We start from the raw sequence: 12,844 nt of genomic DNA, 5'->3' as shown, positions 1-12,844 counted from the left end.
CTCAGCCCACATCCATGTGGGTTGCCCCGGCCTTCAGGGAACGCCTCGGCGATTTTGACGCCACCAACACCAGTGCGGTTTGTAATTAAAGCGCAAGAATATCTTTAAATGAAAATGAATACCCTACAGCTCCTTATGCATAACATTTCCTTTTAATTGCAACTTTACTCGTCCTTCCGCTTTCAGTAGTGTGTCATCGCGCATTTCGACATCTTCTTTGCAAGGACTGGGTTTTCATGTTTTCTGGGCTGTTAATTATTCTGGTTCCCCTGATTGTGGGTTACCTCATTCCACTTCGCCAAAAAGCTGCGTTAAAACGCATTAATCAGCTATTAAGCTGGATGGTTTATCTCATTCTCTTTTTTATGGGTATCAGTCTGGCGTTTCTCGATAATCTCGCCAGTAACCTGTTGGCGATTCTGCATTATTCCGCTGTCAGTATTACCATTATTTTACTGTGCAATATTGTCGCCTTGCTGTGGCTGGAACGCGGTTTGCCGTGGCGCAATAGCCACCAGCAAGAAAAATTGCCGTCGCGTATTGCGATGGCACTGGAATCGCTGAAACTGTGTGGCGTCGTGGTGATTGGTTTTGCTATTGGCCTTAGCGGATTAGGTTTTTTGCAGCACGCGACCGAAGCCAGTGAATACACGTTAATTCTGCTACTTTTCCTCGTCGGTATTCAGTTGCGCAATAATGGCATGACCTTAAAGCAGATTGTCCTTAATCGCCGGGGAATGATTGTCGCCGTGGTGGTGGTTGTCAGTTCTTTAATTGGCGGTTTAATTAACGCCTTTATTCTTGATCTCCCCATCAATACCGCGCTGGCAATGGCCTCCGGTTTCGGCTGGTATTCTCTTTCCGGTATTTTGTTGACCGAATCTTTTGGTCCGGTAATCGGGAGCGCGGCCTTCTTCAATGATTTAGCGCGTGAGTTGATCGCCATTATGTTGATCCCTGGCCTGATTCGCCGTAGCCGCTCTACTGCACTGGGCTTATGCGGTGCCACATCAATGGATTTCACCCTGCCCGTTCTTCAGCGTACAGGTGGGCTGGATATGGTCCCGGCAGCGATTGTTCACGGTTTTATTCTCAGCCTGTTAGTGCCGATCCTCATCGCCTTTTTCTCCGCATAATACCTCTCCGGCGGTAGATCCCTGCCGCCAAAATTGCGCTAAATCAATCTCCCTTAAAGTTGCATGAAAAATCCCTTTTATCCCCGCGTTAAGCGTCTTAACCTTAAACATGTATATTAAATATAACTTTAAAGGTGTGATCATGTTTTGTGTGCAATGTGAACAAACTATCCGTACTCCGGCAGGAAACGGCTGCTCATACGCGCAGGGGATGTGTGGTAAAACGGCGGAAACCTCTGACCTTCAGGATTTACTCATCGCGGCGCTGCAAGGGCTTTCTGCCTGGGCTGTAAAAGCGCGTGAATACGGCATTATCAACCACGATGTAGACAGCTTCGCGCCTCGCGCATTTTTCTCAACCCTGACCAACGTTAACTTCGATTCTCCGCGTATTGTCGGCTACGCTCGTGAAGCGATTGCCCTGCGCGAGGCGCTGAAAGCGCAATGCCTGGCAGTAGATGCTAACGCCCGCGTCGATAACCCGATGGCTGACCTGCAACTGGTGAGCGACGATCTCGGCGAACTGCAACGTCAGGCAGCAGAATTTACCCCTAACAAAGATAAAGCGGCGATTGGCGAAAACATTCTCGGCCTGCGTCTGCTGTGCCTGTATGGCCTGAAAGGTGCGGCGGCCTATATGGAACACGCGCACGTTCTTGGCCAATACGACAACGATATTTATGCCCAGTACCATAAAATCATGGCGTGGCTGGGGACCTGGCCTGCCGATATGAACGCGCTTCTTGAGTGTTCAATGGAAATCGGCCAGATGAACTTCAAAGTGATGAGCATTCTGGATGCAGGCGAAACCGGTAAATACGGTCACCCGACGCCAACCCAGGTCAACGTCAAAGCGACGGCGGGTAAATGCATTCTGATTTCCGGTCACGATCTCAAAGATCTCTACAACCTGCTGGAACAGACCGAAGGCACGGGCGTTAATGTCTACACCCACGGCGAAATGCTGCCTGCCCACGGCTACCCGGAGCTGCGTAAATTCAAGCATCTGGTCGGTAACTACGGCAGCGGCTGGCAGAATCAGCAAGTGGAGTTCGCTCGCTTCCCTGGCCCCATCGTGATGACCTCTAACTGCATCATCGACCCAACCGTAGGCGCTTATGACGATCGTATCTGGACCCGCAGCATCGTTGGCTGGCCGGGTGTGCGTCATCTGGATGGCGAAGATTTCTCTGCGGTCATTGCCCAAGCGCAACAAATGGCGGGCTTCCCGTACAGCGAAATTCCGCACCTGATCACCGTGGGCTTTGGTCGCCAGACGCTGCTTGGCGCAGCCGATACGCTGATTGATCTGGTGAGCCGTGAAAAACTGCGTCATATCTTCCTGCTTGGTGGCTGTGACGGCGCACGCGGCGAACGTCACTACTTCACCGATTTCGCCACCAGCGTGCCGGATGACTGCCTGATCCTGACTCTCGCCTGTGGTAAATATCGCTTTAACAAACTTGAGTTTGGCGATATCGAAGGTCTGCCGCGTCTGGTGGATGCTGGTCAGTGTAACGATGCTTACTCAGCGATTATTCTGGCGGTAACGCTGGCAGAAAAACTGGGCTGCGGTGTCAACGATCTGCCGCTGTCGCTGGTGCTCTCCTGGTTTGAACAGAAAGCGATTGTCATTCTGCTGACGCTGCTTTCTCTGGGTGTGAAAAATATCGTCACCGGCCCGACTGCGCCTGGTTTCCTGACACCAGACCTGCTGGCGGTGCTGAACGAGAAATTCGGCCTGCGTTCTATCACCACTGTTGAAGAAGACATGAAGCAACTGTTGAGCGCGTAAGGAGTTTGTCGATGACGATGCCAACGAATCAATGCCCATGGCGGATGCAGGTTCATCACATTACGCAAGAAACGCCGGATGTGTGGACGATTTCCCTGATTTGCCACGATTACTACCCATATCGCGCCGGGCAATATGCACTGGTCAGCGTGCGAAACTCAGCGGAAACGCTGCGTGCATACACCATTTCCTCCACGCCAGGCGTGAGTGAATATATCACCCTGACCGTGCGGCGGATTGATGACGGTGTCGGCTCCCAGTGGCTGACCCGCGATGTAAAACGCGGTGATTATCTCTGGCTTTCGGACGCGATGGGGGAATTTACCTGCGACGATAAAGCAGAAGATAAATTCCTGTTGCTGGCGGCAGGCTGCGGCGTCACACCGATTATGTCGATGCGTCGCTGGCTGGCGAAGAACCGTCCGCAGGCCGATGTGCAGGTGATCTACAACGTGCGTACGCCGCAGGATGTAATTTTCGCCGATGAGTGGCGTCATTATCCGGTAACACTGGTGGCGGAAAATAACGTTACCGAGGGGTTCGTTGCCGGACGCCTGACTCGTGAACTGCTGGCAAGCGTTCCTGATTTAGCCTCACGTACCGTGATGACTTGTGGTCCGGCACCGTATATGGATTGGGTGGAACAGGAAGTGAAGGCGCTCGGCGTGACGCGTTTCTTTAAAGAGAAATTCTTTACGCCAGTGGCGGAAGCGGCAACCAGCGGTCTGAAATTCACCAAACTGCAACCGGCGCAAGAATTTTACGCTCCGGTTGGCACCACGCTGCTGGAGGCGCTGGAAAGCAATAAAGTTCCGGTTGTCGCCGCCTGCCGTGCGGGTGTTTGCGGCTGCTGTAAGACGAAAGTGGTTTCCGGTGAATATACGGTGAGCAGCACAATGACGCTGACCGACGCCGAAATCGCTGAAGGTTACGTACTGGCCTGCTCCTGCCATCCGCAGGGGGATATGGTTCTCGCGTAATCACCTTATGCCCGATGATATTCCTGTCATCGGGCTGTTTAACCGTTAGTGCCTCCTTTTTCTCCCATCCCTTCCCCCTCCGTCAGATGAACTAAACTTGTTACCGTTATCACATTCAGGAGACGGAAAACCATGAAACAAACGGTTGCAGCTTATATCGCCAAAACACTCGAATCAGCAGGCGTAAAACGCATCTGGGGAGTCACGGGCGACTCTCTGAACGGTCTTAGTGACAGTCTTAATCGCATGGGCACTATCGAGTGGATGCCTACCCGCCATGAAGAAGTGGCTGCCTTTGCCGCTGGCGCTGAAGCACAACTTAGCGGAGAACTGGCGGTCTGTGCCGGATCGTGCGGCCCCGGCAACCTGCACTTAATCAACGGCCTGTTCGATTGCCACCGTAATCACGTTCCGGTACTGGCGATTGCCGCCCATATCCCTTCCAGCGAAATTGGCAGCGGCTATTTTCAGGAAACCCACCCGCAAGAGTTATTCCGCGAATGTAGTCACTATTGCGAGCTGGTTTCCAGCCCGGAGCAGATCCCACAAGTGCTGGCGATTGCCATGCGCAAAGCGGTGCTAAACCGTGGCGTTTCCGTTGTCGTGTTACCGGGCGACGTGGCGTTAAAACCTGCGCCAGAAGGGGCAACCACGCACTGGTATCATGCACCACAGCCAGTCATAACACCGGAAGAAGAAGAGTTACGCAAACTGGCGCAACTGCTGCGTTACTCCAGCAATATCGCCCTGATGTGTGGTAGCGGCTGCGCGGGGGCGCATAAAGAGTTAGTTGAGTTTGCCGGGAAAATTAAAGCACCTATCGTTCATGCCCTGCGCGGTAAAGAGCATGTCGAATACGATAATCCGTATGATGTCGGAATGACCGGGTTAATCGGCTTCTCGTCAGGTTTTCACACTATGATGAACGCCGATACGTTAGTGCTGCTCGGTACGCAATTTCCCTACCGCGCCTTCTACCCGACCGATGCCAAAATTATTCAGATTGATATCAACCCAGCCAGCATCGGCGCGCATAGCAAGGTAGATATGGCGCTGGTCGGCGATATCAAATCAACCCTGCGCGCATTGCTGCCACTGGTGGAAGAAAAAACCGATCGCAAGTTTCTGGATAAAGCGCTGGAAGATTACCGCGATGCCCGTAAAGGGCTGGACGATTTAGCTAAACCGAGCGAGAAAGCCATTCACCCACAATATCTGGCGCAGCAAATTAGTCATTTTGCCGCCGATGACGCCATCTTTACCTGTGACGTCGGCACGCCAACGGTGTGGGCGGCACGTTATCTGAAAATGAACGGCAAGCGTCGCTTGTTAGGTTCGTTTAACCACGGTTCGATGGCTAACGCCATGCCGCAGGCGCTGGGCGCGCAGGCAAGCGAGCCAAAACGCCAGGTGGTCGCCATGTGCGGCGATGGCGGTTTTAGCATGTTGATGGGCGATTTCCTCTCGGTAGTGCAGATGAAGCTACCAGTGAAAATTATCGTCTTTAACAACAGCGTACTGGGCTTTGTGGCGATGGAGATGAAAGCTGGTGGCTATTTGACTGACGGCACCGAACTACACGACACCAACTTTGCCCGCATTGCCGAAGCGTGCGGCATTACGGGTATTCGCGTGGAAAAAGCCGCTGAAGTCGATGAAGCCCTGCAACGCGCTTTCTCCATCGACGGTCCGGTGCTGGTGGATGTGGTGGTTGCCAAAGAAGAATTAGCCATTCCGCCGCAGATCAAACTCGAACAGGCAAAAGGTTTTAGTCTGTATATGCTGCGCGCAATCATCAGTGGACGCGGCGATGAAGTAATCGAACTGGCGAAAACAAACTGGCTAAGGTAAAAAGGGTGGCATTTCCCGTCATAAATAAGGACATGCCATGATTGATTTACGCAGTGATACCGTTACCCGACCGAGCCGCGCCATGCTCGAAGCGATGATGGCCGCCCCGGTTGGGGACGACGTTTACGGAGACGACCCTACCGTTAATGCTCTGCAGGACTATGCGGCAGAGCTTTCCGGTAAAGAAGCCGCCATTTTTCTGCCTACCGGCACTCAGGCCAACCTGGTCGCTCTGCTCAGTCACTGCGAACGCGGCGAAGAGTATATTGTCGGTCAGGCCGCACATAACTATCTGTTTGAAGCCGGTGGCGCAGCAGTGCTGGGCAGTATTCAACCGCAACCCATCGATGCTGACGCCAACGGTACGTTACCGCTGGATAAAGTGGCGATGAAAATCAAACCCGACGATATTCACTTCGCCCGCACCAAATTGCTCAGTCTCGAAAACACCCACAACGGCAAAGTGCTGCCGCGTGAATACCTGAAAGAAGCATGGGAATTTACCCGTGAGCGCAATCTGGCGCTGCATGTTGACGGTGCGCGCATCTTTAACGCCATCGTGGCTTATGGCTGCGAACTGAAAGAGATCACGCAATATTGTGATTCGTTCACCATTTGTCTGTCGAAAGGTCTTGGTACGCCAGTCGGTTCGTTACTGGTCGGTAACCGTGACTACATTAAACGTGCCATTCGCTGGCGGAAAATGACAGGCGGCGGGATGCGCCAGTCCGGGATCCTGGCAGCCGCCGGGATGTATGCGCTGAAAAATAACGTCGCACGCTTGCAGGAAGACCACGACAACGCCGCCTGGATGGCGGAGCAGCTGCGTGAAGCAGGCGCAGATGTGATGCGTCAGGACACCAATATGCTGTTTGTTCGCGTCGGGGAAGAAAATGCTGCCGCGTTAGGCGAATACATGAAAGCGAGAAACGTACTGATTAACGCCTCGCCGATTGTCCGCCTGGTGACGCATCTCGACGTCTCGCGCGAGCAACTGGCTGAAGTCGCCGCCCACTGGCGCGCATTCCTGGCGCGTTAAGGAGAGAGACGTGCCGCAACGCATTTTAGTTCTCGGTGCCAGTGGCTACATTGGTCAGCATCTGGTGCGCACACTCAGCCAGCAAGGGCATCAGATCCTGGCGGCGGCACGTCATGTCGACAGGCTTGCAAAGCTGCAACTGGCAAACGTCAGTTGCCATAAAGTCGATCTCAGCTGGCCGGATAACCTTCCGGCCCTGTTGCAGGATATCGATACGGTCTATTTTCTGGTGCATAGCATGGGCGAAGGCGGCGATTTTATCGCTCAGGAGCGGCAGGTGGCTCTCAACGTCCGCGATGCGCTACACGAAGTGCCAGTTAAGCAAGTCATCTTTCTCAGTTCGTTGCAGGCTCCGCCACATGAGCAGTCGGACCATCTGCGTGCTCGTCAGGCCACGGCGGACATTCTTCGTGAAGCGAATGTACCAGTGACCGAACTGCGGGCCGGAATTATCGTTGGTGCAGGTTCAGCAGCGTTCGAAGTCATGCGCGATATGGTCTACAACCTGCCAGTGTTAACGCCGCCACGCTGGGTACGTTCACGCACCACGCCTATTGCGCTGGAAAACCTGCTGCACTATCTGGTAGCGCTGTTAGATCATCCGGCCTGCGAACATCGGGTCTTCGAAGCCGCCGGGCCAGAGGTGCTCAGTTATCAACAACAATTTGAACATTTTATGACCGCGAGCGGTAAGCGCCGCTGGTTGATCCCCATCCCCTTTCCCACCCGCTGGATTTCGGTGTGGTTTCTCAATGTGATTACTTCCGTACCGCCCACCACCGCCAAAGCGTTGATTCAGGGGCTGAAACACGATCTGCTGGCAGATGACACCGCGTTACGTGCACTCATTCCACAACCGCTGATCGCTTTCGATGATGCGGTACGTAGCACATTGAAAGAGGAAGAAAAACTGGTCAACTCCAGCGACTGGGGGTATGACGCGCAGGCTTTTGCTCGCTGGCGACCAGAATACGGTTACTTCGCTAAACAAGCCGGTTTTACGGTTAAAACGTCCGCCAGCCTTCAGGCGCTATGGCGGGTAGTCAATCAAATCGGCGGTAAAGAACGTTATTTCTTTGGCAATATTTTGTGGCAGACCCGTGCGCTGATGGACCGCGCAATCGGTCATAAACTGGCGAAAGGTCGCCCTGAGCGAGAATATTTGCAGACGGGCGATGCGGTAGATAGCTGGAAAGTGATTGTCGTTGAAGCGGAAAAACAACTTACGTTGTTATTTGGTATGAAAGCACCGGGACTGGGGCGGCTTTGTTTTACGCTGGAGGATAAAGGCAACTACCGCACCATAGACGTTCGCGCTTTCTGGCATCCGCACGGCATGCCAGGCCTGTTTTACTGGCTTTTCATGATCCCTGCACATCTGTTTATTTTTCGCGGCATGGCAAAACGAATCGCCAGACTTGCAGAACAAATCACAGATTAATCGAAAAAAACCTGCGTGATTCTTTCATGTTTCCCATTGCATCAAGGGGGAAATCACGAAAGAATGCGCACGTCGACTTATCAACAACAGTGGAATGATATGAAGGTACTGGTTACCGGCGCTACCAGCGGCTTAGGTCGAAACGCGGTTGAATTTTTATGCCAGAAAGGCATCAGCGTGAGAGCGACCGGTCGCAACGAAGCGATGGGCAAATTGCTGGAAAAACTGGGCGCAGAGTTTGTCCGGGCGGATCTGACCGAACTTGTCTCATCGCAGGCTAAAGTGATGCTCGCAGGCATTGATACGCTGTGGCACTGCTCCAGCTTTACTTCGCCGTGGGGAACGCAGCAGGCTTTCGACCTGGCCAACGTTCGCGCTACGCGTCGCCTTGGCGAATGGGCTGTTGCCTGGGGAGTGCGTAACTTTATTCATATCTCTTCCCCCTCCCTGTACTTCGATTATCACCATCATCGCGATATTAAAGAAGATTTTCGCCCTCACCGCTTCGCTAACGAGTTTGCCCGCAGCAAAGCTGCCAGCGAAGAAGTGATTAATATGCTTTCGCAGGCGAATCCACAAACGCGCTTTACTATTCTGCGCCCACAGAGTCTGTTCGGACCGCACGATAAAGTGTTCATCCCCCGCCTGGCGCATATGATGCACCACTACGGCAGCATTCTGTTACCGCACGGCGGCAGTGCGCTGGTCGATATGACCTACTACGAAAATGCCGTGCATGCCATGTGGCTGGCGAGCCAGGAAAACTGCGACAAACTGCCTTCCGGCAGGGCATACAACATTACCAATGGTGAGCATCGTACACTGCGCAGCATCGTGCAGAAGCTCATCGACGAACTGAATATTGATTGCCGTATTCGTTCAATTCCCTACCCGATGCTGGATATGATCGCCCGCAGCATGGAGCGTTTAGGCCGCAAGTCAGCGAAAGAGCCGCCGCTAACCCACTACGGCGTCTCCAAGTTGAATTTTGACTTTACGCTGGATATTACGCGTGCACAGGAAGAGTTAGGTTATCAGCCTGTCATCACGCTGGATGAAGGGATCGAGAAAACTGCCGCCTGGTTACGCGACCACGGAAAACTACCGCGCTAATCCTGACCGTATTTCTCCAGCAACGCTTGTGCAATTGCCAGAGTTTCTGCATCCGCTTCGCCGTTATATAACGTCGGGCGGAAATGCATCTGGAACGCCATAATCACTCGTTGCTGTTCGCCAGGAGTCATTTCTGGTTTCACGTCATAGCCGTAACGGGCCAACAGTTCCAGCAATGAGGCGGTATCTACCGGTGTGTGCGGCGCGCGCCCGGCAAGATAAAAGTTCACCCGCTGCGCATCAGGCCAGGCACCAATCCCCTCTTGTGCCAGTTGCTGCCACGGAAATAATGGCCCGGGATCATCTTTGCGCTGCGGTGCAATATCTGCATGAGCCACTACGTTTTCCGGTTTGATGTGATAACGGGCGATAATATCCTTCGCCAGTGGAATAAGCGCCTGAATTTGTGTCGGTTCAAACGGGGCAAAATATTTCACCCCCGCCGATTTCTGCCAGCCACGGTTTTCCAGCTCAATGCCAATAGAGGTGTCGTTAAGGCGCGTAGCCCCGCGCCAGGCGCTAATCCCCGCATGCCAGGCCAGTTCCTGTTCCGGTACCAGTTGCCAGATACGCGGCTTGCCGTTGTAAAGTGGTGGCTCGGCAGGAACCAGATAATGCGAACTTACGTGCTTATCGGTCAGTGTCGCCAGTGACGTATCAAAGTCCTCTGCGGTGTAGTGGATCACCAGCACTTTAATGCGCGGATACGCCGCCTGCGCCTGGCGTCGGGTATCAAGCTGGTATCCCTCTTTCTCGACAATGCCTTTTTCGCCTGCACACCCAGCCAGGAACAAAGCGGTGGCAACCAGCCAGAAGACTCTGCTCATCGACGCGTTTTCACCGCCGTTCCGCTGACGCTAACCATCAGCATACTGCCGTTTTGCCCGACCGTTTCGTAGTCGATATCAATGCCGACCACGGCGTCAGCCCCCAGCGCTCGCGCCTGCTCACCAAGTTCCTCAAAGGCTATCTCCCGCGCTTTACGCAGTTCTTTTTCATACGCACCGGAACGTCCGCCAACGATATCGCGGATCCCCGCAAAGAAATCGCGAAAAATGTTAGCGCCTAAAATCGCTTCGCCGGTCACCACGCCGCAATATTCAACGATGGTCTGGCCTTCAAGTGTTGGGGTTGTGGAAAATTGCATGATCGATCTCCTTGTTTGCTAAGCCTTCGATCTTCAAAGCATTATCGGACTGATACGCTATTATTGAAAGGATATCATTATTATCGTAGAACGCTTTCAAGGTGTTCGCTTATAAGGAAATCATTATGCGCTACAGCAAATTGACTATGCTTATCCCTTGCGCACTGTTACTCAGTGCTTGTACCACCGTCACGCCTGCCTATAAAGATAATGGCCCCCGTACGGGATCTTGCGTTCAGGGCGGACCTGACAGCGTGGCCCAGCAGTTTTATGATTACCGCATTTCGCACCGCAGTAACGACATTACCGCTCTGCGTCCATATTTAAGTGACAAACTGGCAACTCTGCTGAGTAATGCCAGCCGCGATAACAGCCATCGCGAATTATTAAGCAGCGATCCGTTCTCCAGTCGCACCACTTTGCCTGACAGCGCACAAGTTGCCAGCGCCTCGACCATCCCAAATCGCGATGCGCGCAATATTCCGCTGCGGGTGAATCTGAAACAAGGCGACCAGAGCTGGCAGGATGAAGTGTTGATGATTCAGGAAGGACAGTGTTGGGTGATCGACGATGTGCGCTATTTAGGTGGCAGCGTACACGCACCTGCCGGCACTCTGCGCCAGTCCGTTGAGAACCGCTAAAACCTTGATTAAACGATAACCCCCATAAATTGTCTGGCATTCTGTGAAGAATGCCGACATTTATGCTCGCCGCCCTTCACCGCCGTTATTTTGTGCTATGTTTATTGAATAATGCGCTTTGCTTTTAACTTTTAAAGCAGAAATATTGCATAATTATTCTGTCAAAGGTACTATCTTCGACTTCAATAGCTATCCGACTGCCAGTATACGAGTGTCAATGAGTATTCAATTAAACGGCATTAATTGCTTCTACGGCGCGCATCAGGCGCTGTTCGATATCACGCTGGATTGCCCGCAAGGCGAAACGCTGGTGTTACTTGGCCCCAGCGGCGCGGGGAAAAGCTCGCTGCTGCGTGTACTCAATCTGCTAGAGATGCCGCGCTCCGGTACGCTCAACATCGCAGGCAACCATTTCGATTTCACTAAAACGCCATCTGACAAAGCGATCCGCGAGCTGCGTCGTAACGTCGGGATGGTGTTTCAGCAATACAATCTATGGCCGCATCTGACGGTACAGCAAAACCTGATTGAAGCGCCCTGCCGCGTGCTGGGGTTGAGTAAAGATCAGGCACTGGCCCGTGCAGAAAAACTGCTGGAACGTCTGCGTCTCAAACCTTATAGCGATCGTTACCCGCTGCACCTTTCTGGTGGTCAGCAGCAACGTGTCGCTATCGCCCGCGCGCTGATGATGGAACCGCAGGTACTGCTGTTTGATGAACCGACCGCCGCGCTGGATCCGGAAATTACCGCACAAATCGTCAGCATTATTCGTGAGCTGGCGGAAACGAATATTACCCAGGTGATCGTCACCCACGAAGTTGAAGTGGCGCGTAAAACCGCCAGCCGTGTGGTGTATATGGAAAACGGTCACATTGTAGAACAAGGCGATGCGAGCTGCTTTACCGAGCCGCAAACCGAAGCATTTAAAAACTATCTCTCTCACTAAGATTCGGGATAACAACAATGAAAAAAGTTCTGATTGCCGCGCTAATTGCAGGTTTTAGTCTTTCCGCCACAGCTGCCGAAACCATTCGTTTTGCTACCGAAGCCTCTTATCCTCCGTTTGAATCGATGGATGCGAATAACCAGATTGTCGGTTTTGACGTCGACCTGGCACAGGCGCTGTGTAAAGAGATTGATGCAACCTGCACTTTCTCTAACCAGGCGTTTGACAGCCTGATCCCAAGCCTGAAATTCCGTCGCGTAGAAGCAGTGATGGCGGGGATGGATATCACTCCGGAGCGTGAAAAGCAGGTGCTGTTTACCACCCCGTACTATGACAACTCCGCACTGTTTGTGGGTCAGCAGGGTAAATACACCAGCGTTGATCAGCTGAAAGGCAAAAAAGTCGGCGTTCAGAACGGGACGACGCACCAGAAGTTCATTATGGATAAGCATCCGGAAATCACCACAGTTCCGTATGACAGCTACCAGAACGCAAAACTGGATCTGCAAAACGGTCGTATCGACGGCGTATTCGGTGACACCGCTGTGGTCACCGAATGGCTGAAAGATAACCCGAAACTGGCGGCAGTGGGCGACAAAGTGACCGACAAAGATTACTTCGGTACTGGCCTCGGCATTGCGGTACGTCAGGGCAACACTGAACTGCAGCAGAAATTCAACACTGCGCTGGAAAAAGTGAAGAAAGATGGCACTTACGAAACCATCTACAACAAATGGTTCCAGAAGTAATTCCTG

12 protein-coding genes are annotated in these 12,844 nt (G+C 52.8%); 10 read left to right on the top strand and 2 right to left on the bottom strand.

All coding sequences use genetic code 11. The annotated features are described in order from the left end of the window. The first annotated feature begins 236 nt into the window (after nt 1–236). The 7 genes from lysO (at nt 237) to FEK47_RS04415 (ending at nt 9,355) form a co-directional block, all read left to right on the top strand. Nucleotides 237–1,136 (top strand): L-lysine exporter LysO, encoded by a 900-nt coding sequence (gene lysO, locus FEK47_RS04445; protein ID WP_135486419.1) that lies wholly within the window; start codon nt 237–239, stop codon nt 1,134–1,136. Nucleotides 1,137–1,278: 142 nt separating this feature from the next. Then, entirely contained in the window at nt 1,279–2,931 is a 1,653-nt protein-coding gene (gene hcp, locus FEK47_RS04440; RefSeq protein WP_000458817.1) for a hydroxylamine reductase, read from the top strand. A gap of 11 nt (nt 2,932–2,942) precedes the next feature. Next, nucleotides 2,943–3,911, top strand: a complete 969-nt coding sequence (gene hcr, locus FEK47_RS04435) for an NADH oxidoreductase (protein WP_130205241.1) — start codon at nt 2,943–2,945, stop codon at nt 3,909–3,911. A 132-nt stretch (nt 3,912–4,043) separates the two neighbouring features. After that, nucleotides 4,044–5,762 carry a ubiquinone-dependent pyruvate dehydrogenase gene (gene poxB / locus FEK47_RS04430; RefSeq protein ID WP_135486420.1) on the top strand — a complete coding sequence of 573 codons (1,719 nt, stop codon included), beginning with the start codon at nt 4,044–4,046 and terminating at the stop codon, nt 5,760–5,762. A gap of 37 nt (nt 5,763–5,799) precedes the next feature. Next, nucleotides 5,800–6,801, top strand: a complete 1,002-nt coding sequence (ltaE, locus tag FEK47_RS04425) for a low-specificity L-threonine aldolase (protein WP_130222137.1) — start codon at nt 5,800–5,802, stop codon at nt 6,799–6,801. Between the two features lie 10 nt (nt 6,802–6,811). Beyond that, entirely contained in the window at nt 6,812–8,242 is a 1,431-nt protein-coding gene (locus tag FEK47_RS04420; protein ID WP_138183117.1) for an SDR family oxidoreductase, read from the top strand. Between the two features lie 99 nt (nt 8,243–8,341). Continuing rightward, on the top strand, nt 8,342–9,355 hold the full coding sequence (locus FEK47_RS04415; RefSeq protein WP_130205719.1) for an NAD(P)-dependent oxidoreductase: 1,014 nt from the start codon (nt 8,342–8,344) through the stop codon (nt 9,353–9,355). Here the strand turns inward: FEK47_RS04415 and amiD are convergent. Both amiD and FEK47_RS04405 read right to left on the bottom strand, forming a co-directional pair. Beyond that, on the bottom strand, nt 9,352–10,182 hold the full coding sequence (gene amiD, locus FEK47_RS04410; protein ID WP_135486421.1) for an N-acetylmuramoyl-L-alanine amidase AmiD: 831 nt from the start codon (nt 10,180–10,182) through the stop codon (nt 9,352–9,354). The two genes, FEK47_RS04415 and amiD, sit on opposite strands and share 4 nt — an antisense overlap. Continuing rightward, nucleotides 10,179–10,502, bottom strand: coding sequence for a heavy metal-binding domain-containing protein (locus tag FEK47_RS04405; protein ID WP_001160732.1), 324 nt, complete (start codon nt 10,500–10,502; stop codon nt 10,179–10,181). The genes amiD and FEK47_RS04405 overlap by 4 nt, the downstream gene beginning before the upstream one ends. 125 nt (nt 10,503–10,627) lie before the next feature. On the opposite strand from FEK47_RS04405, the gene FEK47_RS04400 reads away from it, so the two are divergent. The 3 genes from FEK47_RS04400 to artI all read left to right on the top strand — a co-directional run bounded on the left by FEK47_RS04400 (nt 10,628) and on the right by artI (nt 12,838). Then, a complete protein-coding gene (locus FEK47_RS04400; RefSeq protein ID WP_130205231.1) occupies nt 10,628–11,143 on the top strand; it encodes a lipoprotein in 516 nt (171 codons plus the stop codon). A gap of 217 nt (nt 11,144–11,360) precedes the next feature. Beyond that, on the top strand, nt 11,361–12,089 hold the full coding sequence (gene artP / locus FEK47_RS04395; protein ID WP_000027211.1) for an arginine ABC transporter ATP-binding protein ArtP: 729 nt from the start codon (nt 11,361–11,363) through the stop codon (nt 12,087–12,089). 17 nt (nt 12,090–12,106) lie between these two features. Beyond that, the gene (artI, locus tag FEK47_RS04390; protein ID WP_105454365.1) at nt 12,107–12,838 is read left to right on the top strand and encodes an arginine ABC transporter substrate-binding protein ArtI; all 732 of its coding nucleotides are present in this window, start codon (nt 12,107–12,109) and stop codon (nt 12,836–12,838) included. Nucleotides 12,839–12,844: the final 6 nt, after the last annotated feature.

The sequence above is a fragment of the Escherichia sp. E3659 genome (genome assembly GCF_005781135.1).
GTDB lineage: Bacteria > Pseudomonadota > Gammaproteobacteria > Enterobacterales > Enterobacteriaceae > Escherichia.
The sequence above is the reverse complement of the archived record's forward strand: the minus strand, read 5'-3'. Positions and strand labels throughout refer to the sequence as shown.

Coding starts and splice junctions, on each gene's coding strand:
- amiD (WP_135486421.1), bottom strand. CDS start 10,182: ATGAGCAGAGTCTTCTGGCTGGTTGCCACCGCTTTGTTCCTGGCTGGG.
- FEK47_RS04415 (WP_130205719.1), top strand. CDS start 8,342: ATGAAGGTACTGGTTACCGGCGCTACCAGCGGCTTAGGTCGAAACGCG.
- lysO (WP_135486419.1), top strand. CDS start 237: ATGTTTTCTGGGCTGTTAATTATTCTGGTTCCCCTGATTGTGGGTTAC.
- ltaE (WP_130222137.1), top strand. CDS start 5,800: ATGATTGATTTACGCAGTGATACCGTTACCCGACCGAGCCGCGCCATG.
- FEK47_RS04405 (WP_001160732.1), bottom strand. CDS start 10,502: ATGCAATTTTCCACAACCCCAACACTTGAAGGCCAGACCATCGTTGAA.
- poxB (WP_135486420.1), top strand. CDS start 4,044: ATGAAACAAACGGTTGCAGCTTATATCGCCAAAACACTCGAATCAGCA.
- artI (WP_105454365.1), top strand. CDS start 12,107: ATGAAAAAAGTTCTGATTGCCGCGCTAATTGCAGGTTTTAGTCTTTCC.
- artP (WP_000027211.1), top strand. CDS start 11,361: ATGAGTATTCAATTAAACGGCATTAATTGCTTCTACGGCGCGCATCAG.
- hcp (WP_000458817.1), top strand. CDS start 1,279: ATGTTTTGTGTGCAATGTGAACAAACTATCCGTACTCCGGCAGGAAAC.
- hcr (WP_130205241.1), top strand. CDS start 2,943: ATGACGATGCCAACGAATCAATGCCCATGGCGGATGCAGGTTCATCAC.
- FEK47_RS04400 (WP_130205231.1), top strand. CDS start 10,628: ATGCGCTACAGCAAATTGACTATGCTTATCCCTTGCGCACTGTTACTC.